Source organism: Comamonas sp. Z3 (assembly GCF_008121565.1).
Classification (GTDB): Bacteria; Pseudomonadota; Gammaproteobacteria; order Burkholderiales; family Burkholderiaceae_C; genus Comamonas; species Comamonas brasiliensis.
On the sequence record NZ_VOQU01000008.1, the window covers coordinates 253,039 to 276,475 of the forward strand.

At 61.7% G+C, this 23,437-nt stretch carries 21 protein-coding genes; 19 read left to right on the top strand and 2 right to left on the bottom strand.

All coding sequences use genetic code 11. The features are described 5' to 3' along the window. The first annotated feature begins 10 nt into the window (after positions 1-10). The 17 genes from uppS (at position 11) to FSY59_RS22970 (ending at position 19,104) form a co-directional block, all read left to right on the top strand. Positions 11-748, top strand: a complete 738-nt coding sequence (gene uppS, locus FSY59_RS22890) for a polyprenyl diphosphate synthase (RefSeq protein ID WP_003053415.1) — start codon at positions 11-13, stop codon at positions 746-748. 14 nt (positions 749-762) lie between these two features. After that, complete coding sequence (locus tag FSY59_RS22895) at positions 763-1,620, top strand: phosphatidate cytidylyltransferase (RefSeq protein ID WP_148729749.1); 858 nt, start codon at positions 763-765, stop codon at positions 1,618-1,620. Beyond that, the gene (gene ispC / locus FSY59_RS22900; protein ID WP_019044279.1) at positions 1,617-2,795 is read left to right on the top strand and encodes a 1-deoxy-D-xylulose-5-phosphate reductoisomerase; all 1,179 of its coding nucleotides are present in this window, start codon (positions 1,617-1,619) and stop codon (positions 2,793-2,795) included. The genes FSY59_RS22895 and ispC overlap by 4 nt, the downstream gene beginning before the upstream one ends. A 91-nt stretch (positions 2,796-2,886) precedes the next feature. After that, entirely contained in the window at positions 2,887-4,257 is a 1,371-nt protein-coding gene (gene rseP, locus FSY59_RS22905; protein ID WP_019044278.1) for an RIP metalloprotease RseP, read from the top strand. A gap of 43 nt (positions 4,258-4,300) precedes the next feature. After that, positions 4,301-6,616 carry an outer membrane protein assembly factor BamA gene (gene bamA, locus FSY59_RS22910; protein ID WP_003053422.1) on the top strand — a complete coding sequence of 772 codons (2,316 nt, stop codon included), beginning with the start codon at positions 4,301-4,303 and terminating at the stop codon, positions 6,614-6,616. Next, on the top strand, positions 6,616-7,122 hold the full coding sequence (locus tag FSY59_RS22915; protein WP_003053423.1) for an OmpH family outer membrane protein: 507 nt from the start codon (positions 6,616-6,618) through the stop codon (positions 7,120-7,122). Before bamA ends, FSY59_RS22915 begins: the two co-directional genes overlap by 1 nt. Positions 7,123-7,138: 16 nt before the next feature. After that, entirely contained in the window at positions 7,139-8,140 is a 1,002-nt protein-coding gene (lpxD, locus tag FSY59_RS22920; RefSeq protein WP_019044277.1) for a UDP-3-O-(3-hydroxymyristoyl)glucosamine N-acyltransferase, read from the top strand. Next, entirely contained in the window at positions 8,140-8,580 is a 441-nt protein-coding gene (gene fabZ, locus FSY59_RS22925) for a 3-hydroxyacyl-ACP dehydratase FabZ (RefSeq protein WP_003053425.1), read from the top strand. Before lpxD ends, fabZ begins: the two co-directional genes overlap by 1 nt. A 6-nt stretch (positions 8,581-8,586) precedes the next feature. Then, positions 8,587-9,384 carry an acyl-ACP--UDP-N-acetylglucosamine O-acyltransferase gene (gene lpxA, locus FSY59_RS22930; RefSeq protein ID WP_003053426.1) on the top strand — a complete coding sequence of 266 codons (798 nt, stop codon included), beginning with the start codon at positions 8,587-8,589 and terminating at the stop codon, positions 9,382-9,384. A gap of 50 nt (positions 9,385-9,434) precedes the next feature. Further along, positions 9,435-10,631, top strand: coding sequence for a lipid-A-disaccharide synthase (lpxB, locus tag FSY59_RS22935; protein ID WP_003053427.1), 1,197 nt, complete (start codon positions 9,435-9,437; stop codon positions 10,629-10,631). Continuing rightward, positions 10,594-11,325 carry a ribonuclease HII gene (gene rnhB, locus FSY59_RS22940; RefSeq protein WP_043373937.1) on the top strand — a complete coding sequence of 244 codons (732 nt, stop codon included), beginning with the start codon at positions 10,594-10,596 and terminating at the stop codon, positions 11,323-11,325. Before lpxB ends, rnhB begins: the two co-directional genes overlap by 38 nt. Positions 11,326-11,540: 215 nt before the next feature. Beyond that, on the top strand, positions 11,541-12,332 hold the full coding sequence (locus FSY59_RS22945) for an RNA methyltransferase (protein ID WP_003053430.1): 792 nt from the start codon (positions 11,541-11,543) through the stop codon (positions 12,330-12,332). A gap of 172 nt (positions 12,333-12,504) precedes the next feature. Next, positions 12,505-13,677 (top strand): glutamine-hydrolyzing carbamoyl-phosphate synthase small subunit, encoded by a 1,173-nt coding sequence (gene carA, locus FSY59_RS22950; protein WP_003053434.1) that lies wholly within the window; start codon positions 12,505-12,507, stop codon positions 13,675-13,677. Further along, entirely contained in the window at positions 13,670-16,921 is a 3,252-nt protein-coding gene (gene carB / locus FSY59_RS22955) for a carbamoyl-phosphate synthase large subunit (RefSeq protein WP_148729750.1), read from the top strand. The genes carA and carB overlap by 8 nt, the downstream gene beginning before the upstream one ends. A 220-nt stretch (positions 16,922-17,141) precedes the next feature. Beyond that, entirely contained in the window at positions 17,142-17,618 is a 477-nt protein-coding gene (gene greA / locus FSY59_RS22960) for a transcription elongation factor GreA (protein ID WP_003053437.1), read from the top strand. Between the two features lie 135 nt (positions 17,619-17,753). Further along, positions 17,754-18,173, top strand: a complete 420-nt coding sequence (locus tag FSY59_RS22965; protein WP_029158828.1) for a DUF4149 domain-containing protein — start codon at positions 17,754-17,756, stop codon at positions 18,171-18,173. Positions 18,174-18,219: 46 nt separating this feature from the next. Then, entirely contained in the window at positions 18,220-19,104 is an 885-nt protein-coding gene (locus tag FSY59_RS22970) for a Kdo hydroxylase family protein (RefSeq protein ID WP_148729751.1), read from the top strand. A gap of 114 nt (positions 19,105-19,218) precedes the next feature. On the opposite strand, the gene FSY59_RS22975 is transcribed toward FSY59_RS22970, so the two are convergent. After that, positions 19,219-19,977, bottom strand: a complete 759-nt coding sequence (locus FSY59_RS22975; RefSeq protein WP_019044272.1) for a hypothetical protein — start codon at positions 19,975-19,977, stop codon at positions 19,219-19,221. A 62-nt stretch (positions 19,978-20,039) separates the two neighbouring features. Continuing rightward, on the bottom strand, positions 20,040-20,510 hold the full coding sequence (locus FSY59_RS22980) for a YhbY family RNA-binding protein (protein ID WP_003067342.1): 471 nt from the start codon (positions 20,508-20,510) through the stop codon (positions 20,040-20,042). A gap of 32 nt (positions 20,511-20,542) precedes the next feature. Between FSY59_RS22980 and FSY59_RS22985 the strand changes: the two genes are divergently transcribed. Next, on the top strand, positions 20,543-21,205 hold the full coding sequence (locus FSY59_RS22985; RefSeq protein ID WP_003053442.1) for an RlmE family RNA methyltransferase: 663 nt from the start codon (positions 20,543-20,545) through the stop codon (positions 21,203-21,205). 246 nt (positions 21,206-21,451) lie between these two features. Beyond that, positions 21,452-23,374: an ATP-dependent zinc metalloprotease FtsH gene (gene ftsH / locus FSY59_RS22990; protein WP_019044271.1), complete on the top strand. Its 1,923-nt coding sequence runs from the start codon at positions 21,452-21,454 to the stop codon at positions 23,372-23,374. Positions 23,375-23,437 lie beyond the last annotated feature (63 nt).

Here is a 23,437-nt window from a genome sequence, read left to right on the forward strand (position 1 = left end):
ACCTGCACTTTTGACATCCAAGAAAAACGGCGCGGTTCCGCGCCATATCGCCGTCATCATGGACGGCAACGGGCGGTGGGCCAAGCGCCGTCTGCTTCCACGTCTTGCAGGTCACAAGCAGGGCGTGGAGTCCCTGCGCCGCTGCGCTCGTGCCTGCGTAGAGCGTGGCGTGCAGGTGCTCACGGTATTTGCGTTTTCCTCCGAGAACTGGAACCGGCCTCAGGAAGAGGTCTCAGGCCTCATGAGCCTGCTGGCCAATGCCCTGGCCAAGGAAGTTGCGCAACTCAGCCGCGACGGCGTGCGCCTGTACTTTGTCGGAGACCGTCAGGGTCTGAGCGACAAGGTCCGTGAGGGCCTGGCCGAGGCCGAGCGCATCACTGCGCACAACACGCGCCTGGTTCTCAATGTCTGCTTCAACTACGGTGGCCGCTGGGACATCGCGCAAGCAGCGCAGAAGCTGGTGGCCCAGGGGCTGGAACTGAGTCCGGAGAATCTGGATAGGGCCATGGCCCTGGCGCATGTGCCTGATCCTGATCTGATGATCCGCACAGGCGGCGAAACCCGCATCAGCAATTTTCTGCTTTGGCAGGCTGCCTACACCGAGCTGTTCTTCAGCAATGCCCTGTGGCCTGATTTCGACGAGGCCGCTCTTGACGAGGCCATTGCCGTGTTTGGCGGTCGGGAGCGCCGTTTCGGCCAGACTTCAGAGCAGATTCAACCATCATCTGCCGTCACCCTGACGGCATAACCATAAGAGGTGCCATGCTCAAGCAGCGCGTCATTACCGCCTTGATTTTGCTGGCCATTTTGCTGCCTGCATTGTTTTATACGGCCAGCACCGTGCCTTTTTCGGCACTGATGCTGTTGTTCATGGCGGCTGGTGCCTGGGAGTGGGGGCGTCTCAACGGCTTCGGGCAGGCAGGCTCGCTGGGTCTGGGGGCTGTCTGTACGGCGCTATGCGCGGGCTCCTGGTGGGCCGGCTGGGTTGACCAGCCTCTGTCCATGGTGTGGCTGATTGCGGGTTGCCTATGGGTGCTGGGGGGCGTGCTGCTGCTGCGTGCTGGCGTGACGGGCTGGCCGCATATTCCGGCTGCAGTCCGTCTGGTTGGCGGCGTGCTGGCATTGTGGCTGGCCTGGCTGGCCGCGGTGCAGGCGCGCAATATCGGCATCAACTTCCTGCTTTCGGTCCTGGTGCTGGTCTGGGTGGCCGATGTATTTGCCTATTTTGCAGGCCGCACTTTCGGCCTGAAGTTCACCAGGAACAAGCTGGCTCCTTCCATCAGTCCCGGCAAGAGCTGGGAAGGTGTCTGGGGGGGCATGCTGGGAGTGGTTGTTCTGGCTCTGGTCTGGAGCTGGGCAGATCGCCACTACGGCGCCGGTGTTCCCAGTTTCTATTCGGTGCTGCAGTCACGAGGGCTCTGGTTCCTGTTGCTGGCTGCGGTGTTTATGGCTGCGATGAGTGTGGTGGGCGACCTGGTCGAATCCCTCATCAAGCGCAGCGTCGGTGTCAAGGACAGCAGCGGCTTGCTGCCCGGCCATGGTGGTGTCCTGGATCGCATTGATGCCCTCCTGCCCACACTGCCGTTGGCGATGATGCTCTCATCCTTTGTGCATCCATGAAGCAGAAAATCACGGTTCTGGGTTCTACCGGTTCCATTGGAACCAATACCCTGGATGTGGTGGCACGCCACCCTGATCAATACGAAATCTTCGCGCTGAGTGCTGCCACGCAAGTGGATCTGATGCTCAGTCAATGCGCGCAGTTCAAGCCGCAGTTCGCCGTGATGGCCAGTGCGCCCCATGCACAGCAGCTGGCCGAGAAGATCCAGTTGCACGGACTTCAGACGCAGGTCCTTCAAGAGCGGAACGCTCTTGAAGCGATAGCATCTCATCCTGATGTCGATGCGGTCATGGGGGCGATTGTCGGTGCGGCCGGACTGGCCCCCTGTCTGGCAGCGGCCAGAGCGGGCAAGCGCCTGCTGCTGGCCAACAAGGAAGCCCTGGTGGTGGGCGGTGCGCTGTTCATGGACACCGTCAAGCGTCATGGCGCCACCTTGCTGCCCATCGATAGCGAGCACTCCGCCATCTTCCAGTGCCTGCCCGAAGACAGCAGCACCTGGGCCGAGCGCGTCGACTCCTTGCTGCTGACGGCCTCGGGCGGTCCGTTCCGCCAACGCGACCCGGCGACACTGTCTGCAATCACTCCCGAGCAGGCCTGCTCGCACCCCAACTTCTCCATGGGGCGCAAGATCTCGGTGGACTCGGCCACCATGATGAACAAGGCGCTGGAGGTGATCGAGGCGCGCTGGCTGTTCGATATGGCGCCCGAGAAGATCAAGGTGGTAATTCATCCGCAGCAGATCGTGCACTCCATGGTGCAGTTCAAGGATTCGTCGGTGCTCGCTCAGCTGGGAACGCCCGATATGCGGGTGCCGATTGCCTGCGGTCTGGCCTGGCCCGAGCGCATCGAGAGCGGCGCGCCGGTGCTGGATTTTGCCAAGCTGGCGGCGCTGACCTTCGAGGAGGCGGATGCGCATCGCTTTCCCGGCCTGCATCTGTCCTGGCAGGCACTGCGCGCGCCCGAGGGTACGACCACGGTGCTCAACGCCGCGAACGAAGTGGCAGTCGCCGCCTTCCTGGAGCGTCGCCTGTCGTTTGACCGCATTCATGCCGTCAACCTGCAGACGCTGGAATCCGTGCAACCGGGCGCCGTGAGCAGTCTTGAAGATCTGATGGCGCTCGATGCGCGAGCACGCGAGAGCGCGGTCGCCATAGCCGGCCAGTGGGCGCGCTGAACGGGCGCGAAGTGCGGGTGCTTGCCGGGCGGCGGTTGAACTTGCGGCCTGGCGCGCACTCCAAGCATCGATTGGCAAAAAGGAGTTTCAGGTGTTGCTGACAGTTGTGGCTTTCGTCGTGGCGCTCGGCGTTCTGATTGCGGTGCATGAGTGGGGCCACTATCGCGTTGCCGTGGCCTGCGGTGTCAAGGTGCTGCGTTACTCCGTGGGCTTTGGCAAGCCGCTGTTGCGCTGGGTCGGCAAGAAGTCGGGCACCGAGTATGTGATCGCGGCGCTGCCTCTGGGTGGCTATGTGCGCATGCTTGACGAGCGCGAGGGCGCGGTCAGGCCTGAGGAAAAGCATCTGGCCTTCAACAACCAGCCTTTGCGCGCACGCGCAGCCATTGTTGCGGCGGGGCCGGCAGCCAATCTGGTGCTGGCCGTGGCGCTGCTGACCGTGGTCAACTGGGTGGGAACGAACGAGCCTGCAGCACGGCTTGCCGCGCCCGCGGCTGGCAGCTTGCTGCAGCAGGCCGGTATTCAAAGTGGCGACTGGGTGCAGCGTGCCTCCGTGGGAGGCCAGGAGTGGCAGCCTGTGCGTGCCCTGGGTGATTTGCGCTGGCTGGTGACGACTGCGGCCATTGAAGGCGAGTCCTTGCAGCTGGAAGTGGCTGACCAGGCACATGGCGCGGCGCGCATCGTGCCGCTGGATCTCGCTTCTTTGCAACAAAAGGAACCAGATGCAGCTTTCTTTGACAAGGTAGGGCTGCAGGGAGCCTGGAGTCGTGCAGTCATAGACGAGATTGTCGCAGGCGGTCCGGCAGACAAGGCGGGCCTGCAAAAAGGCGATGTGCTGCTCAGCATCAATGCTCAGGCAGTCCAGGATGGCGCGCAGGCGCGTGCCCTGATCCGTGCCTCGGGGCAGTCCGGCGAGGTGCAGCCCCAGGCATGGGTTGTGGAGCGCGCGGGCCAGCGTCTGAATCTGCAGGTGCAACCGGAAGTAGTACCTGGCAAGGACGGTCAGGCGCCTGCGGCACGCGTGAATGCCTTCATTGGCAGCCAGCCGGAAATGGTGCTGGTGCGCCGCGGCTTTCTCGATGGCCTGAGTGCCGGTGTGCACAGGACCTGGGAGCTGTCTTCCATGACGCTGCGCATGATGGGGCGCATGCTGATCGGCCAGGCCTCGCTCAAGAATATCAGCGGCCCTCTGACGATCGCCGATTACGCGGGCAAGTCCGCGAGCATGGGGTTGGTGCAATACCTGTCGTTTCTCGCCTTGATCAGCATCAGCCTGGGCGTTCTCAACCTGCTACCATTGCCCGTTCTGGACGGTGGGCACCTGATGTATTATCTTTGGGAAGGTCTGACGGGACGTAGTGTCTCCGATGTCTGGGCTGAAAGACTGCAGCGTGCAGGCATCGCAGTCATACTGCTGATGATGTCAGTCGCCTTTTTCAACGATATCAACCGGCTCTGGGGCTAATTTTTATCGCTACGGTAGGCCGCATTCGCGGCGATTTCCACTCATGAAAAAACATTTCAATCGCTTGGGCGTGCGCTCTGCAACTGCCCTGGCTGCTATGGTTTTAGCTGCGCAAGCGGCATGGGCGCTGGAGCCCTTCAAGGTTCAAGATATCCGCGTCGAGGGTTTGCAGCGAGTGGAGCCCGGTACGGTGTTCGCTTCCATGCCTTTGCGCGTGGGTGATGACTACAACGACGAGAAGGGCGCAGCGGCCATCCGCTCGCTGTTTGCACTGGGCCTGTTCAAGGACGTGCGTCTGGAGGCCAATGGCAATGTGCTGGTGGTGGTCGTGGAAGAGCGTCCCACCATTGCCGAGGTGAATTTTGCCGGCACCAAGGAGTTCGACAAGGACACCTTGCTCAAGGCCATGCGCGATGTAGGTCTGGCCGACGGTCGTCCTTTCGACAAGGCCTTGGCCGACCGTGCCGAGCAGGAGCTCAAGCGCCAGTACATCAACCGCAGCCTGTACGGCGCGGAGGTTGTGACCACGGTGACGCCTATCGAGCGCAACCGTGTGAACCTGACCTTCACCGTCTCTGAAGGCGAGCCCGCGAAGATCAACGAAATCCACATTGTGGGCAACAAGGCCTTCAAGGAATCCACGCTCAAGGACCTGTTCGATCAGGACACGGGCAACTGGATGAGCTGGTACACCAAGTCCGACCGCTACGCGCGCAACAAGCTCAATGCCGATCTGGAGTCGCTGCGCTCCTACTATCTGCAGCGCGGCTATCTGGAGTTCCGCGTGGAGTCCACGCAGGTCGCCATTTCTCCCGACAAGCAGAGCATCGGCCTGACCGTGAACATTCACGAAGGCAACCAGTATGTGGTCTCGGGCGTGAAGCTCGAAGGCAACTACCTGGATCGTGACGACGAGTTCAAGTCGCTGGTCAAGATCAAGCCCGGAGAGCCTTATAACGCCGACCAGGTTTCCGAGACCATCAAGGCTTTTACCGACTATTACAGCAATTTCGGTTTTGCTTTCGCCAAGGTGGAAGCCGTGCCCGAAATCGACCGTACCAACAACCGTGTGTCCCTGGTGCTGCAGGCTCAGCCTTCGCGCCGTGCCTATATCCGTCGCATCAGCGTCAGCGGCAACAACAAGACCCGCGACGAAGTGATCCGCCGCGAGTTCCGCCAGTTCGAAGCCTCCTGGTATGACGGCCAGAAGATCAAGCTGTCGCGCGACCGTGTCGACCGTCTGGGCTTCTTCACCCAGGTTGAGATCGAAACCCAGGAAGTGCCGGGCTCTCCCGACCAGGTCGATCTGATGATCAACGTGGTGGAAAAGCCCACGGGCTCGATCCAGCTGGGTGCCGGTTTCTCCAGCGCCGAAAAGGTCTCGCTGTCCTTCGGTATCAAGCAGGAAAACGTTTTCGGCTCGGGCAACTATCTGGGCCTGGACATCAACACCAGCAAGTACAACCGCACCATGGTGGTGTCGACCACGAATCCCTATTTCACGGATACGGGTATTTCGCGCACCTATGACCTGTACTACCGCACCATCCGTCCCTACTATGACGATGGCGCCTACAAGATCATCACCAAGGGTGCCAGCGTGCGTTTCGGCGTGCCCTTCAGCGAAGTGGATACCATCTTCTTCGGTGCCGGTGTCGAAGGCAATGAAATCAAGCCGGGCACCTATATGCCCGAGGTCTACAACGAATATTGCGGCGGCGCTGTCGGTGCGAATGTCGGCTGCTCCAAGACCGGCATTCCCCTGACGCTGGGCTGGTCTCGCGATAACCGCGACAGTGCCCTGGCTCCGAATGCAGGCCGCTATCAGCGCGTGAATCTGGAAGCCTCGTTCATGAGCGATATGCGCTATGCGAAGGCCAACTACCAGATTCAGCAATACATCCCGCTGAACAAGAAGTACACGATCGCCCTGAACGGCGAGCTGGGCTGGGGCAAGGGCCTGGGCGGTAATCCCTATCCCATCTTCAAGAACTTCTACTCGGGCGGTCTCGGCTCGGTGCGCGGCTTCGAGCAAGGCTCTCTGGGCAAGCACGATTCCGTGAACACCAATCTGGCCCTGGGCGGTACCCGCAAGCTGACCCTGAATGGCGAATTCATGGTTCCATTCCCCGGAGCGGGCAACGACAGGACCTTGCGTCTGTTCGGCTTCGTGGACGTGGGTAATGTGTGGGCGGAAGGTGAAAGCATGGATCTGGGGACCCTGCGTGCTTCCACCGGTATCGGTATCAGCTGGATTTCGCCGCTGGGTCCTCTGCGTTTGGCGTATGCTCAACCAATCCGTAAGGAAACCGGCGATAGAATCCAGAAACTGCAATTCCAAATCGGAACATCTTTCTAATGAAATCTCTCTCTAGCCATCTTTCTCTGGCTGTGCTGCTTGGCGCCATGGCCGTCTCTGCGCATGCACAGGAATTCAAGGCAGGTTTTGTGAACACGGATCGCATCTTCCGTGAGGCATCCGCTGCCAAGGCTGCCCAAGCCAAGCTTGAGCAGGAGTTTTCTAAGCGTGAAAAGGATTTGGTCGATCAGGGCAATTCCTTGAAGACTGCTTCGGACAAGTTCGAGCGTGAAGCCACCACCATGTCCGAAAGCCAGCGCGCTTCGCGCCAGCGTCAGCTGGTGGATCAGGACCGCGAATTCCAGCGCAAGCGCCGCGAATTCCAGGAAGACCTGAACGCCCGCAAGAACGAAGAGCTGGCCACGGTGCTCGACCGTGCCAACAAGGTTGTCAAGCAAGTGGCCGAGGCTGAAAAGTACGACGTCATCCTGCAAGAGGCCGTGTATATCAACCCCAAGTTCGATATCACCGACAAGGTCATCAAGGCCCTGAACGGCGCAAAGTAATCCCAGGGATACTTTTGTGAGCGTTCTATTGGGACAGATTCTCGATGCGCTCGGTGGAGAACTGATCGGCGGCGAGCGCGAGATGACCATCTCGCGCATCGCTCCGCTGGACTCTGCGGGTCACGGTGATCTGAGCTTTTTAAGCAATCCCCGCTATCGCCAGCAACTGGCCGCCTCACAGGCGGCCTGTGTCATTGTGGCGCCGGCGCTGCGCGATGAAGCGGCGCAGCGCGGTGCCTGCATTGTCACGGCCGATCCCTATGCCTATTTCGCGCGAGCCACCCAGTGGTGGAAGGCGCAGCAGCAAGGCGGCAGGCCCAGCGGCATTCATGCCAGCGCCGTGGTGGATGCCACGGCCCAGGTGCATGCCAGCGCCTGTGTGGGGCCGCAGTGCGTGGTGGAGGCGGGCGCCGTCATCGGTGCCGATACGGTACTGAAGTCGCGCGTCACCATAGGCCAGGGCTGTGTGGTGGGCGAGCGCTGCATCGTGCATCCGGGCGTGGTCATCGGAGCCGACGGTTTCGGCTTTGCGCCATCGGCAGGCCGATGGGAGAAGATCGAGCAGCTGGGGGCCGTGCGCATCGGCAACGATGTGGAAATCGGCGCCAACACCTGCGTGGATCGTGGGGCACTCGACGACACCATCATCGAAGACGGTGTCAAGATCGATAATCTCGTACAGATTGCCCACAATGTTCATATTGGCGCGCATACGGTGATTGCCGGCAATACCGGTATTGCGGGCAGTGCGCGCATTGGCAGGCACTGCCAGATCGGTGGCGCGGCCAATATCCTGGGGCATTTGACGATTGCGGACGGTACGGTGATTTCGCCGACCTCCATGGTCACTCGCTCCTTGCCCAAGGCAGGTTTTTATACAGGCATCTTTCCGCTGCAAGAAAACGAGCAATGGGAAAAGAACGCTGCAACCTTCAGGCAGCTGTACACGCTCCGGGAGCGGGTCAAGAAGCTTGAACAAGCGCTGGCTGAGGGCCGGCAAAGCAACAACGGAAATTGATGATGGATATTCAAGAAATTCTCAAGCAACTGCCTCACCGCTATCCCTTTCTTCTGGTGGACCGGGTGCTGGAGCTTGAGCGCAACACACGCATCAAGGCGATCAAGAACGTCACCTTCAACGAGCCGTTCTTCACCGGGCACTTCCCCGGCCGTCCCGTCATGCCCGGCGTGCTGATTCTTGAAGCTCTGGCCCAGGCCGCCGGCCTGCTGGCTTTCGATGCCATGGGTCAGGTGCCCGACGAAAACAATATCTACTACTTCGTGGGTATCGACTCGGCGCGCTTCAAGCGCCCCGTGGTGCCGGGAGACCAGCTGGCCCTGGAGATCACCATCGACCGCGTGCGCGGCGGCATCTGGAAGTTCAATGCCGTCGCCAGCGTGGATGGCGAAGTGGCTGCCGAAGCCCAGCTGATGTGCACCATGCGCCACGTGGGATAAGCATTGATGGCGGCTGTGAGCTTGATTCATCCCACCGCCCTGGTGGACCCCGCGGCCCAGCTCGACACCTCGGTGTCGGTGGGGCCGTATGCCGTCATCGGCCCCAGGGTGCGCATTGGCGCCCGCAGCAAGGTGGGCGCGCATTGCGTGATCGAGGGCGACACCACGATTGGTGAAGACAACCACATCTTCCAGTTCGCATCGCTGGGTGCGCAGCCCCAGGACAAGAAGTACGCGGGCGAGCCCACGCGTCTGGTGATGGGCGACCGCAACACCGTGCGCGAGTTCTGTACCTTCAACACCGGCACCATGCAGGACCGCGGCGAGACCATCATCGGCAATGACAACTGGATCATGGCCTATGTGCACATCGCGCATGACTGCGTCATCGGCAACCAGACCACGCTGGCCAACAACACAACGCTGGCAGGCCATGTGCATGTCGGCGACTGGGTGACCATCGGTGGGCTGACCGGCGTGCTGCAACGCATGCGCATCGGCGCGCACGCCATGGTGGGCTTTCAGGCCCATGTGAACAAGGATGTGCCGCCCTTCATGACGGTGGATGGCAATCCGCTGGCCGCGCGCAGCGTGAATCTGATCGGTCTCAAGCGCCGCGGTTTCTCGGATGCGCGTATTGCCGCGGTGCGCGAGATGCACAAGCTGCTGTACCGCCAGGGCCTGACGCTGGAGCAGGCCATTGCGGCCATGGATGCGATCAAGTTGGCAACGCCCGAAGCCGTGCAGGATGTGGACTTCATGCAGTCCTTTCTGTCATCGGCGACCAGTGGCATCACACGTTGATAGCAGCTTGCGCTGTCTCCATCTGGATTTGAGTCGTGAATAGCTCTGAAATGCCTAATAAGCAAGCGCAAGCTGCTGCGGATTCCGTAGCGCCCCGCATTGCCATGGTGGCTGGCGAGGCCTCGGGCGATCTGCTGGCTTCGCTGTTGCTGGACGGTCTGCGTCAGCGCTGGCCCGATGCAAGCTCCATGGGGATCGGCGGCGACAGGATGCAGGAGCGCGGCTTTGACGCCTGGTGGCAGTCCGAGCGTCTGGCCGTGCACGGCTACAGCTGGGAGGTGCTGGCCCGCGTGGCCGAACTGCTCGGAATTCGCAAAAAGCTGCGCCAGCGCCTGATTGCGCATCCGCCCTCGGTGTTCGTGGGCGTGGATGCGCCCGACTTCAACCTGGGGCTGGAAACGGGCTTGCGCGAAGCCGGCATCAAGACCGTGCATTTTGTCTGCCCTTCGATCTGGGCCTGGCGTGCCGATCGCGTGGAGAAAATCCGGCGCGCGGCTGACCATGTGCTGTGCATCTTTCCGTTCGAGCCCGAGCTGCTGGCCCAGCATGGCATCGAAGCCACCTACGTCGGCCATCCGCTGGCGCAGGTGATTCCGTTGCATCCCGACAGGGCGGCCGCGCGTGCGCGCCTGGGCCTGGCCGAAGAGGGTCTGGTGCTGGCCCTGCTGCCCGGCAGCCGCCGCTCCGAGGTGCGTTATATCGCCTCGGGCTTTTTCAAGGCTGCGGCGCTGGTCCAGAAGGCGTTGCCGCAGACCCGGATCGTGGTGCCGGCCGTGCCTTCGCTCTACGAGGAAGTGCAGCGCATTGCGGCCGAGGCCGGCATGCAGGACCGATGCCTGATCGTCAAGGGCCAGTCCCACGATGTGCTGGCGGCCTGCGACTGCACGCTGATTGCCAGCGGCACCGCCACGCTGGAGGCCGCGCTCTACAAGCGTCCCATGGTCATCAGCTACAGCATGCACCCCTGGAGCTGGCGCCTCATGAAGCGCAAGCAACTGCAGCCCTGGGTGGGACTGCCCAATATTCTGTGCGGCGACTTCGTCGTGCCCGAGCTGCTGCAGGATGCGGCAACGCCCGAGGCACTGGCCCAGGCCGCGCTGGGCTGGCTCAGAGCCAGCCAGGATTCTCCTGTCACCATTGAAGCGCTGGTTGAGCGCTTCACCGCGCTACATCACGAACTGCGCCGCGATACCGCCGAACTGGCTGCCCATGCGATCCAAAAAATCATTGCCACCCCCGCTGCTTGAGCAAGGCTGCCTGCCCTGGCATCCGCCCGGGCTGGTTGCCGGGGTGGATGAGGCAGGGCGCGGCCCCCTGGCCGGCCCGGTGGTGGCTGCTGCCGTCATTCTGGACGACATGAAGCCCATTGCCGGGCTGAACGATTCCAAGAAGCTCACGGCCAACCGTCGCGAGGTGCTCTACGACGAGATCCGCGCCAAGGCGCTGTGCTTTTGCATAGCGCAGGCCTCGGTGCAGGAGATCGACGAGATCAACATCCTCAAGGCCACGCTGCTGGCCATGCGCCGCGCGGTGATGGGTTTGCGCCTCAAGCCCGTGCTGGTGCTGGTGGATGGCAACCAGCTGCCTCAGATCGATGTGCAGGCAGAGGCCATCGTCAAGGGTGACTCGCTGGTGCAGGCCATTTCGGCGGCCTCCATCTTGGCCAAGGTCACGCGCGACCGCTGGTGCGAGCGCCTGGACGCCCAGTATCCTCAGTACGGCTTTGCAGGACACAAGGGCTATGGCACGGCCGCGCATCTGCAGGCCTTGCGTGCCCACGGTGCGACGGCCGAGCACAGGCGCTCTTTTGCCCCCGTGGCCCAGGTGCTGCAGGCCGGCCAGGTGTGCGCTGGCGCAGCGGCCCAGCCCGTGCTGTGCGAGACCGGGCTGTCGGGGGTGACTTCCAGCCTGCAGATGTCGCAGGCTTTGCTCTACGTCTGATGCGCGCCTGATGGTCGGGCCTGCATTCCCGAGTGGGGCGCAGGGGCTGCTCGGGCGCTCTATCTTCTTTGGGACTTACGCGAACAAGAATGCCACGACGGCCTGCCTTCTGAGGCAGTCGCCCGGCCTGAGCCCGTTTTGCGTAAGTCGTGTTCTTTTTTCAGGCCCGGCCAGGCGCTTGCATGCCGGGTTTTTGTTTTTTCTCAGAGGTCGACATGGCTGCACGCCCCCAGGTCACGGACATTCATTCGCGCGACAACGCTTTCGTCAAGGAACTGCGCCGCCTGTCCCAGGACAGCACGGCCTACCGCAAACAGGGGCAGGTCTGGCTGGAAGGCGATCATCTTTGCCGTGCGGCCCTGGTGCGGGATCTGAAACCAAAGGTTGCCGTTTTTGCGCAGTCTTTCTGGCCCCAGGCGCCCGAAGAGTGGGTGCAGGCTGCCAGCAAGGTCGTGGTGCTGGCCGATGCCTTGTTCGACGAGATCAGCAGTCTGGAATCTCCCGCCCGCATGGGCTATGTGATGGACTGGGACGCGGCCTTGCAGGCGCAGTCCGGCATCGCCACCGTGGTGCTGGACCGCGTGCAGGATGCCGGCAACGTGGGCAGTATCCTGCGCAGCGCGTCGGCCTTCGGTTTCACCCAGATTGTGGCGCTCAAGGGCACGGCCGCGCTGTGGAGTCAGAAGGTGCTGCGCGCAGGAATGGGCGCTCACTTCGGTCTGCATCTGGTCGAGGCGGCCTCGGTCGAGGATGTGAAAGCCCTGCAAGTGCCCCTGGTAGTGACCAGCTCCCATCAGGGGACATTGATTCATGAGGCTGATCTGCCCTGGCCCTGTGCCTGGGCCATGGGTCACGAAGGGCAGGGTGTGGGCGAGGCGCTGATGGAGATGGCGCAGCGCCGCATCAGCATTGCGCAGCCCGGAGGTGAGGAGTCACTCAATGTGGCTGCTGCGGCCGCGATCTGCCTGCATGCGAGCAGCGTAAGCATGCTACGCCGTAGAGGGTAATCCCGGGGCGCTTCAAAGGGGTGAAGCGGACAGAGCCTATAATGGGCGGCTTTCAAGCATTCCTTCATACGCCTAGCGACGCTTCCTCGCCATTCCCTGCAGACACAAATGTCCCAGCGCACACGCCGGGGCTTCGTTGGGCGTAACCGTAATTAAAAAACCGGAGAACCCAGTGCTTTTGTCTCTCAAGGGAAATTTCCCATCCGCCATTCTGGCGCTCGCAGACGGCACGGTCTTTATTGGCAACTCGATTGGTGCGCAAGGCACCACTGTTGGCGAAGTCGTTTTCAACACCTCGCTGACCGGCTACCAGGAAATCCTCACCGACCCCAGCTATTGCCAGCAGATCGTGACACTCACGTATCCGCACATCGGCAACTACGGTGTCAATCCTGAAGACGTCGAAGCTGACAAGATCCATGCCGCAGGTCTCATCATCAAGAACCTGCCCCTGCTGGCCAGCAACTTCCGAAGCACGCAGACGCTGTCCGAGTACCTGACCGAAGGTAAGACCGTCGCCATCGCCAATATCGACACCCGCAAGCTCACGCGACTGCTGCGTGATCACGGCGCGCAGAACGGCGCAATCGTGGGTCTGGCCGCTGGTGAAGAAGTCACCCAGGCCAAGATCGACGAGGCCATCGCCGCAGCCAAGGCCGCACCCAGCATGAAGGGCCTGGATCTGGCCAAGGTCGTGACCACCGACAAGTCCTATCCCTGGGCTGAAACCGAGTGGAAGCTGGGCGAAGGCTACGGCCAGCTCGAAGCGCCCAGGTTCAAGGTCGTGGCCTACGACTTCGGCGTGAAGAAGAACATTCTGCGCATGCTGGCCGAGCGCGGCTGCGACGTGACCGTGGTGCCTGCCCAGACGCCTGCCAAGGACGTACTGGCCCTGAACCCCGACGGCGTGTTCCTGTCCAACGGCCCTGGCGACCCCGAGCCTTGCGACTACGCCATTGCCGCTGCGCAAGAGATCATGGCCGCCAAGAAGCCTCTGTTCGGCATCTGCCTGGGTCACCAGATCATGGCTCTGGCCTCCGGCGCCAAGACCTTCAAGATGCAGAACAGCCATCACGGCGCCAACCACCCCGTGAAGGACCTGGACTCCGGTCGCGTCAGCATCACCAGCCAGAACCACGGTTTTGCGGTGGAGATCGAGTCGCTGCCCGCCAATGCCCGCGCCACGCACATCAGCCTGTTTGACGGCACGCTGCAAGGTCTGGAGCGCACCGATGTGCCTGCCTTCTGCTTCCAGGGTCACCCCGAAGCATCGCCCGGCCCCAACGATATCGGCTATCTGTTTGACCGCTTCACAGCGCTGATGGAGAAACACAACAATGCCTAAGCGCAACGACCTTAAAAGCATTCTGATCATTGGCGCCGGTCCCATCGTGATCGGTCAGGCCTGCGAGTTTGACTACTCCGGCGTGCAGGCCTGCAAGGCCCTGCGCGAAGAGGGTTACAAGGTCATCCTGATCAACAGCAACCCCGCCACGATCATGACGGACCCGGCCACGGCCGACGTCACCTACATCGAGCCCATCACCTGGCAGACGGTCGAGAAGATCATTGCCAAGGAACGTCCCGATGCCATCCTGCCCACCATGGGTGGCCAGACCGCGCTGAACTGCGCGCTGGACCTGTGGAAGAACGGCGTGCTGGACAAGTACAAGGTCGAGCTGATCGGCGCCAAGCCCGAAGCTATCGACAAGGCCGAAGACCGTCTGAAGTTCAAGGACGCCATGACCAAGATCGGTCTGGGCTCCGCGCGCTCCGGCATCGCCCACTCCATGGACGAAGCCTGGGCCGTGCAAAAGCAGATGGGCTTCCCCACCGTCATCCGCCCCAGCTTCACGCTGGGCGGCACAGGCGGCGGCATTGCCTACAACCCCGAGGAATTCGAAACCATCTGCAAGCGCGGTCTGGAGGCTTCGCCCACCAACGAGCTGCTGATCGAAGAATCCCTGCTGGGCTGGAAAGAGTACGAGATGGAAGTGGTGCGTGACACCGCCGACAACTGCATCATCGTCTGCTCCATCGAAAACCTGGACCCCATGGGCGTGCACACCGGTGACTCCATCACCGTGGCGCCGGCCCAGACACTGACCGACAAGGAATACCAGATCATGCGTAGTGCATCTCTGGCCGTTCTGCGCGAAATCGGTGTGGACACGGGTGGCTCCAACGTGCAGTTCTCGGTGAATCCCAAGGACGGTCGCATGATCGTCATCGAGATGAACCCCCGCGTCTCGCGTTCCTCGGCACTGGCTTCCAAGGCCACGGGCTTCCCCATCGCCAAGATCGCGGCCAAGCTGGCCGTGGGCTTCACGCTGGACGAGCTCAAGAACGAAATCACCGGTGGCAAGACCCCCGCTTCGTTCGAGCCTTCGATCGACTACGTGGTCACCAAGATCCCGCGTTTCGCCTTCGAGAAGTTCCCTGCTGCCGACAACCGCCTGACCACGCAGATGAAGTCCGTGGGCGAAGTGATGGCCATCGGCCGTACCTTCCAGGAATCCTTCCAGAAGGCCTTGCGCGGCCTGGAAGTGGGCGTGGACGGCATGAACGAAAAGACCCAGGATCGCGAAATCCTGGAAAAGGAGCTGGGCGAGCCCGGTCCCGACCGCATCTGGTATGTGGGCGACGCTTTCGCTGCCGGTTGGTCGCTGGACGAAGTGCACAACATCACCAAGATCGACAAGTGGTTCCTGGTGCAGATCGAAGAGATCGTCAAGATCGAACTCGAGCTGGACAAGCTGTACGAAGAAAAGGGCGAAGGCGCTCTGGCGGCTCTGGATGCGCAGACCCTGCGCAGCCTCAAGCAAAAGGGCTTCTCCGATCGCCGCCTGGCCAAGCTGCTGCACACCAGCGACAAGGCCGTGCGCGAAGCGCGCAAGGCGCTGAAGGTGCGTCCCGTGTTCAAGCGCGTGGACACCTGCGCGGCAGAGTTCGCTTCCAACACCGCATACATGTACTCCACGTATGACGAAGAGTGCGAAGCCGCTCCCACGGACAAGAAGAAGATCATGGTGCTGGGCGGTGGCCCGAACCGTATCGGCCAGGGCATCGAGTTCGACTATTGCTGCGTGCACGCCGCCATGGCCATGCGCGAAGATGGTTACGAAACCATCATGGTCAACTGCAACCCCGAGACCGTGTCCACCGACTACGACACTTCCGATCGCCTGTACTTCGAGCCCCTGACGCTGGAAGACGTGCTGGAAATCGTGGATGTGGAGCAGCCCGAAGGCGTGATCGTGCAGTACGGCGGCCAGACGCCTCTGAAGCTGGCCCTGGGCCTGGAGCGCGAAGGCGTGAAGATCATCGGCACCACGCCCGACATGATCGATGCCGCCGAGGACCGCGAGCGCTTCCAGAAACTGCTCAACGAACTGGGTCTGCGTCAGCCTCCCAACGCCACTGCACGTACCGAAGCCGAAGCCCTGGAAAAGGCTGCCGGCCTGGGTTACCCCCTGGTGGTGCGTCCTTCCTATGTGCTGGGCGGCCGTGCCATGGAAATCGTGCACGAGCAGCGCGACCTCGAGCGCTACATGCGCGAAGCTGTGAAGGTCTCCAACGACTCTCCCGTGCTGCTGGATCACTTCCTGTCCAACGCCATCGAGTGCGATGTGGACTGCGTGCGCGACAAGACCGGCGCCGTGTATATCGGCGGCGTGATGGAGCACATCGAGCAAGCCGGCGTTCACTCCGGTGACTCCGCCTGCTCGCTGCCTCCTTACTACCTGAAGGCCGAAACCGTCGCTGAAATCAAGCGCCAGACCGCCGCCATGGCCGAAGGCCTGCATGTGGTGGGCCTGATGAACGTGCAGTTCGCCATCAAGGAAGCGGACGGCCAGGACGTGATCTACGTGCTGGAAGTGAATCCCCGCGCCTCGCGCACCGTGCCTTTCGTCTCCAAGGCCACCGGTGTGCAACTGGCCAAGGTGGCTGCGCGCTGCATGGCCGGCCAGACTCTGGCCGAGCAGGGCATCACCAAGGAAGTCACGCCGCCTTACTTCAGCGTCAAGGAAGCCGTGTTCCCGTTCGTGAAGTTCCCTGGTGTGGACACCATCCTCGGCCCCGAGATGAAGTCCACCGGTGAAGTCATGGGCGTGGGCAAGACCTTTGGTGAAGCCTTTGTGAAGAGCCAGATGGGTGCCGGCGTGCACCTGCCTGCCGAAGGCAAGGTCTTCCTGTCGGTGAAGAACAACGACAAGACCCGTGCCGTGGCCGTGGCCAAGGAACTGGCCGCCATGGGTTACAGCCTGTGCGCCACACGTGGCACGGCCACGGCGATTGCCGAGGCCGGCATCGAGGTGCAGACGGTGAACAAGGTCACCGAGGGCCGCCCCCACATCGTGGACATGATCAAGAACGGCGAAATCGCCCTGGTCATCAACACCGTGGAAGAGCGCCGCAACGCCATCGCCGACTCGCGCCAGATCCGTACCAGCGCGCTGCTGGCACGCGTGACCACCTTCACCACCATCTTCGGCGCGGAAGCGGCCGTGGAAGGCATGAAGGCCATGCGCGGCAGCCTGGACGTGCACTCGGTGCAAGAGCTGCATGCCATGCTGACCAAGGCCTGAAAAGGCTGACGCCCGAAGCAGCCCGCAAGGGCTGCCGGGTTTTTACCGCGCTTGTGTCGCAGCAAACACGGCATAATCTGCGGTAATGTATTTGAACCGCCGCGCGGCAACGTGCGGCGGTTTGCTTTTGGGGCACAGGCCCCTGTTTGACGTTGTCACTCAGGCCTGTGCGAGAGGTGCCGCGCTGGGCGCGGCGTTTGCTGAATTTGGAGACTTGATCATGGCCACCATCCCAATCACCAAGCGCGGAGCAGAAAAGCTCAAGGTGGAACTGCAACGCCTGAAGACGGTGGATCGTCCCGCGGTCATTCAAGCCATTGCAGAGGCCCGTGCCCAGGGTGACCTGAGCGAAAACGCCGAATATGAATCCGCGAAGGAGCAACAGGGCTTCATCGAAGGCCGCATCATCGAGGTCGAAGGCAAGCTGTCCGCCGCGCAGGTCATCGACCCGACCGAGCTGGATGCCGGCGGCCGCGTGGTGTTCGGCGCGACCGTGGATCTGGAAGATGAAGACAGCGGCTCGGCCGTGACCTACCAGATCGTGGGCGAGGACGAGGCCGATCTCAAGCACGGCCTGATCAATGTGTCCAGCCCGATTGCCCGCGCCTTGATCGGCAAGGAAGAGGGCGATACCGCCGTGGTGCAGGCACCGGGCGGCGAGCGCCGCTACGAGATCGTAGGCGTAAAGTACATCTAATCACCCCTGAGGCGCTGCGCGCCTTCCCCTCTCTCTACGCGCTTCGCACTGCGGGAGGGGACGATGCCCTTGCTGCGAGGCGGCTCTTGCTCGGCATCTCTGGTTTGCGCTCTGCCATGCTGAAATTTCGCCATGATGTTTGAACGCTTTCCCGTTTTCTTTGCGGCTCTGTGGTGGGGCAGCCTGAGCGCCATCGGCTTTGTGGCCGTGCCCATGCTGTTTGCCCATCTGCCCACGCCGGCTCTGGCGGGTTTTATGGCGGCCAAGTTGTTCGCCGCGCAGACCTGGATTTCCATAGCATGTTGCGCTTTTCTGCTGGTGTTTTCAAAGCGAAAGCATGCTGAAAAGCTTGAGCAATGGGCGCAAGCAGCTATCGGTTTTGTGATCGCCGGCATGTTGCTGGCGCTGCTGGTGCAGTACGGCGTGTCACCCAAGATCGTGGCGCGCGAGAACCTCAGGCTCTGGCACAGCGTGGGCACCGGCATGTATGCGCTGCAGTGGCTGTGCGCCGCCATCGTGCTGTGGCGTGTGGCGGGCGCGCGCAAGCCGGCTTGATCCAGTGCAAGCCCGCGCCAGCTGCGGGGAGTACACTGCCCAGGCCATGGAATCTCAAATCGTAAAAATCGACGCGACCGACTGGAGTAACGTCCAGGGGCGCGATGAATGGACTGCTGCCGTCGAAGCCGGCAAGGTGCTGTACTTTCCTCAGCTGAGCTTTGAGCTCTCCGAGCAGGAAAAAACCCTGCTGCGCCCCGATGTGCGCGATCCCAAGACACGCAATATCAGCCTCAACGTGGATGGCTCGATCAAGGGCGTGGCGGGCGACGAGGCCACGCAGGCCCAGGTGGCGGCCATGGTCGGACGCTTTCGCGAGCAGGCCACGGCGCTGATCGCAGGGCTGTTTCCCGCCTATATGCCGGTGGTACGCATGGCGCCCACCAGCTACCGCCCCTCGCAGGTGGAAACGCGGGCACAGTCCTGGCGTGCCGACGACAAGCGCATGCATGTGGATGCCTTTCCTTCGCGGCCCAACTATGGCGAGCGCATTCTGCGTGTCTTTACCAATGTCAATCCCGATGGCCAACCGCGCGTCTGGCGTGTGGGCGAGCCTTTCACCGATGTGGCCAAGCGCTTCGTGCCGCGTGCCAAGCCCTACAGCGCCTGGCAAGCCAAGGCACTGGAGCTGCTGCATGTGACCAAGTCCTATCGCAGCGAATACGACCATCTGATGCTGCAGCTGCACGACGGCATGAAGGGCGACGCCGACTACCAGAAGAATGCGCCGCAGGAGACCGTGCCTTTCGCGGCAGGTTCCTCCTGGGTGTGCTTCTCCGATCAGGCCGTGCATGCCGTCATGTCGGGGCAGTACATGCTGGAGCAGACCTTGTTCCTGCCGCCCGGCAGCGAGTACAACCCTGCGGCCAGCCCGCTGTCGATTCTCTCGCGCATGAAGGGGCATCCGCTGGTCGATGCCAAGTATCGCTGACACCGCTGACAAGGCCGGGCTCGCGCTGATCCATCGGTCAGGCGGGCACAAAAAAAGGCGTTGAACCTCGCGGTCAACGCCTTCTGTTTTTGAGGCTGCAACTGCAGCCGTCCTTCAGCCCCAGGCCTTCTCGATCCACCTAGCCGGCTCGATATGGCGAAAGCGCTTGTTGCGACGGCCTTCCAGGGCGTCGGGCGGGTTCACTTCGCCGTGGAAGATCACGATGCGCGCATCGGCGGGCGGCAGCGGCTCCTTCCAGTAATTGCTGGGCCAGGTCGGAATGCAGTAGTACTTGAAGCTGGGGCACCAAGCGGCAGGCCAGTAGTCCAGCTTGCCCTGCTTGTGCAGAAAGTGCGACAGGTACTCCTGCTCGTTGCGGTACTTGGCACGCATTTCTTCGGTGTGCGCCCGGAAATGCTCCAGCACATCGGCATGGGCGCCCAGCTCGAAGCGGTAGACCGAGGAGTTGCCGACAATGCGCTCGCCAAAGCGCCAGAAGCGCGGATAGTCGTGAATGATGCGGAACTCGCCAGGCAGCGTGAAGAACTCATCGAGGCTGCCCACGATCACCACATCCAGGTCCAGGAACAGAGCCTGACCCTTTAGGCCATGCAGGTCGCGCTCGAAGGTGGTCAGCTTCTTCCAGGCGCCGTCACGCTGGCCGGGAGCCAGATGAATGTTCAGGTCGGGAATGGGAAAGCACTCCACTTCGGAGCGAATCCCCTCTGTGCTGTCGGTCAGGCAGACAAAGCGAAAATCTCCGCTGAGATGGCGGCGCACCATGGCATAGAGTCGGTTGACGTACTCCGGGCCGTATTTGGTGCCCCATTTCATGCAAAGAATATGGCGTGGCTGCTGTGTGGTCTGAACCATGGATTGGCGGTCTCGGCGAGGAAATAAGGCGGATGGACGGGCAGACTGGGCTGATCGGCAGATCAGTCCTGACGGCCTTTCTTGACCGACTTCTGCTTGGGCTTGGCGCGCTTGATGGTGCCGCCGGCGGTCAGGCGCTGGTTGCCGAGCACGCGCAGTTGCTTGACTTCGGGCTTCTGGCCGGCGCGGCCGAACTTGAGCACCTTGACGTCGCGAGGACCGGGCATGCGGTCTTCGTCAAAGGCCTTTTCCTTTTCGGGAATAGGGCGCCACAGCACCAGCAGCTTGCCGATGTGCTGGATGGGAGCCGCGTTCAGCTCGTCACAAAGTTGTTGATAGATCTGCTCGCGGGCTGCACGGTCGTCGCCGAAAACGCGGACCTTGATCAGACCATGGGCATTGAGTGCGGCGTCCACTTCCTTCTGAACGGCAGTGGTCAGACCATCGCCACCGATGAGGACGACGGGGTCCAGATGGTGGGCTTCGGCGCGGTGTTCCCGGCGCTGCGCGGGAGTTAATTCAATTTGGGGCATACCCGTATTATCAAGGCTGCGAGAATTCAGGCATGAAAACGAAAACCAAAAGCAAGAAGGTCAATAAGAATTGGCTGCACGATCACATCAATGACCCGTATGTGAAAGCCGCCCAGAAGGACGGTTATCGTGCCCGCGCGGCCTACAAGCTCAAGGAAATTGACGAGTCGCTCAAGCTGATTCAGCCCGGTCACACCGTGGTGGACCTGGGCTGCGCGCCCGGTGCCTGGAGCCAGTATGTGCGCCGTCGTCTCTCGCCCAGCGGTGCGGCCGTGGGCGAGCTCAACGGCCGCATCATCTCGCTGGACCTGTTGCCCATGGAGCCCATAGAGGGCGTGCATTACATCCAGGGTGACTTCCGTGAGGAGGCGGTGCTGGCGCAGCTGGAGGAAGCCATGGGCGGCGGCAAGGCCGACGTGGTGGTCTCGGACATGGCGCCCAATCTGTCGGGCCATGGCGCCACGGACGGGGCGCGGGTCGCGGTGCTCATCGAGATGGCCGTCGATTTCGCGATCAACAACATGAAGCCTGAGGGTGCGCTGGTGGTCAAGCTTTTCCACGGCAGCGGCTACAACGAGCTGGTGGATCTGTTCAAGCAGACCTTCAAGGTGGTTAAGCCCATCAAGCCCAAGGCCTCGCGCGACCGGTCTGCCGAGATTTTCCTGGTGGGGATGGGGCTGAAGCAGGGCTCCTGATGCAGTTGCCTGCTTGCATAGGGGCATTTGACTTCATGACTTGCTGCAGCAAGTCAGTGAAACTGATAGCGCAAAGCCCTGATAAAACACAGGCTTAGAGCCGATTGGCTGTCGGACCATGGCTTGCCTATGGCCGCTATAGGGGGAAATAGGCGTCCTGGGCGCTTGAAACACCTAAAATGAACCTCAACTAGGTCTGGAGTCCCCTCCGGGCCTTTACGTCTGAATATTCCATTGGAGCCCCGCTTGAACAATCAGTGGTTTTCAAAAGTCGCCGTCTGGCTGGTCATCGCCATGGTGCTGTTTACGGTGTTCAAACAGTTTGACACCCGAGGTGCTGGCGGTGCCTCTCATGTTGGCTACTCGGAATTCCTGGAGCAAGTGCGCAACAACCGTATCAAGAGCGCCACCATTCAGGAAGGTGCCGGCGGTACCGAGGTCGTAGCCACCACCACCGATGATCGCAAGATCCGCACTACAGCCACCTATCTGGATCGTGGCCTGGTGGGCGACCTGATCAACAACAACGTCAAGTTCGACGTCAAGCCACGTGAAGAAGGCTCGCTGCTCATGACGCTGCTCGTGAGCTGGGGCCCCATGCTGCTTTTGATCGGCGTATGGGTGTACTTCATGCGCCAGATGCAGGGCGGCGGCAAGGGCGGCGCCTTCAGCTTCGGCAAGTCCAAGGCGCGCATGCTCGACGAGAACAGCAACACCGTCACCTTTGCCGACGTGGCGGGTGCCGATGAGGCCAAGGAAGAGGTCAAGGAAGTCGTGGACTTCCTCAAGGACCCCAACAAGTTCCAGAAGCTCGGCGGTCGTATTCCCCGTGGTCTGCTGCTGGTCGGTCCTCCCGGCACCGGCAAGACGCTGCTGGCCAAGTCGATTGCGGGCGAGGCCAAGGTGCCTTTCTTCTCGATCTCGGGTTCCGATTTCGTTGAAATGTTCGTCGGCGTGGGCGCGGCCCGCGTGCGCGACATGTTCGAAAACGCCAAGAAGAATGCACCCTGCATCATCTTCATCGACGAAATCGACGCCGTCGGTCGTCAGCGCGGCGCCGGCATGGGCGGCGGCAACGACGAGCGCGAGCAGACTCTGAACCAGATGCTGGTCGAGATGGATGGTTTCGAGACCAACCTCGGCGTGATCGTGGTGGCGGCAACCAACCGTCCCGACATTCTCGACGCAGCCTTGCTGCGCCCCGGCCGCTTCGACCGCCAGGTCTATGTGACGCTGCCCGATATCCGTGGCCGCGAGCAGATTCTGAACGTGCACATGCGCAAGATTCCCGTGGGCCAGGACGTGAACCCCGCCATCATCGCGCGCGGCACGCCAGGCATGTCGGGTGCCGATCTGGCCAATCTCTGCAACGAAGCGGCTCTGATGGCGGCACGCCGCAATGCTCGCACCGTGGAGATGCAGGACTTCGAGAAGGCCAAGGACAAGATCATCATGGGCCCCGAGCGCAAGTCCATGGTCATGCCCGAGGAAGAGCGCCGCAATACGGCCTACCATGAGGCGGGCCACGCCCTCATCGGCAAGCTGCTGCCCAAGTGCGATCCCGTGCACAAGGTCACCATCATCCCGCGCGGTCGTGCGCTGGGCGTGACCATGAGCCTGCCCGAGAAGGACCGCTACTCCTACGACAAGGAGTACATGCTCAACCAGATCGCCATGCTGTTCGGCGGACGTATCGCCGAAGAAGTGTTCATGAACCAGATGACGACTGGTGCTTCGAACGACTTCGAGCGTGCGACCCAGATCGCCCGTGACATGGTGACGCGCTACGGCATGAGCGATGCGCTGGGCACCATGGTCTACTCCGAGCAGGAAGGCGAGCCTTTCCTGGGTCGTACCTTCAGCCGAGGCTCCAATCTGTCCGAGTCCACCATGCAGAAGGTGGACGACGAAGTGCGTCGCATCATCGACGAGCAATATGCGCTGGCGCGCAAGCTGATCGAAGACAACAGCGACAAGATGCACGCCATGGCCAAGGCCATGCTGGACTGGGAGACGATCGACGCCGAACAGCTCAACGACATCATGGCTGGCAAGGAGCCTCGTCCTCCCAAGGACTGGACGCCTCGCAATCCGCCCTCGTCGGATGGCGGCAACTCCTCTGGAGGCAATCCCGCATCGAATGCCGAGCCTTCACCGACTACGGCTTAAGCGCCAAGTCTCCGCAACATAAGGTCCCTCAGGGGCCTTTTGTTTTTGTACTCTCAGATATCG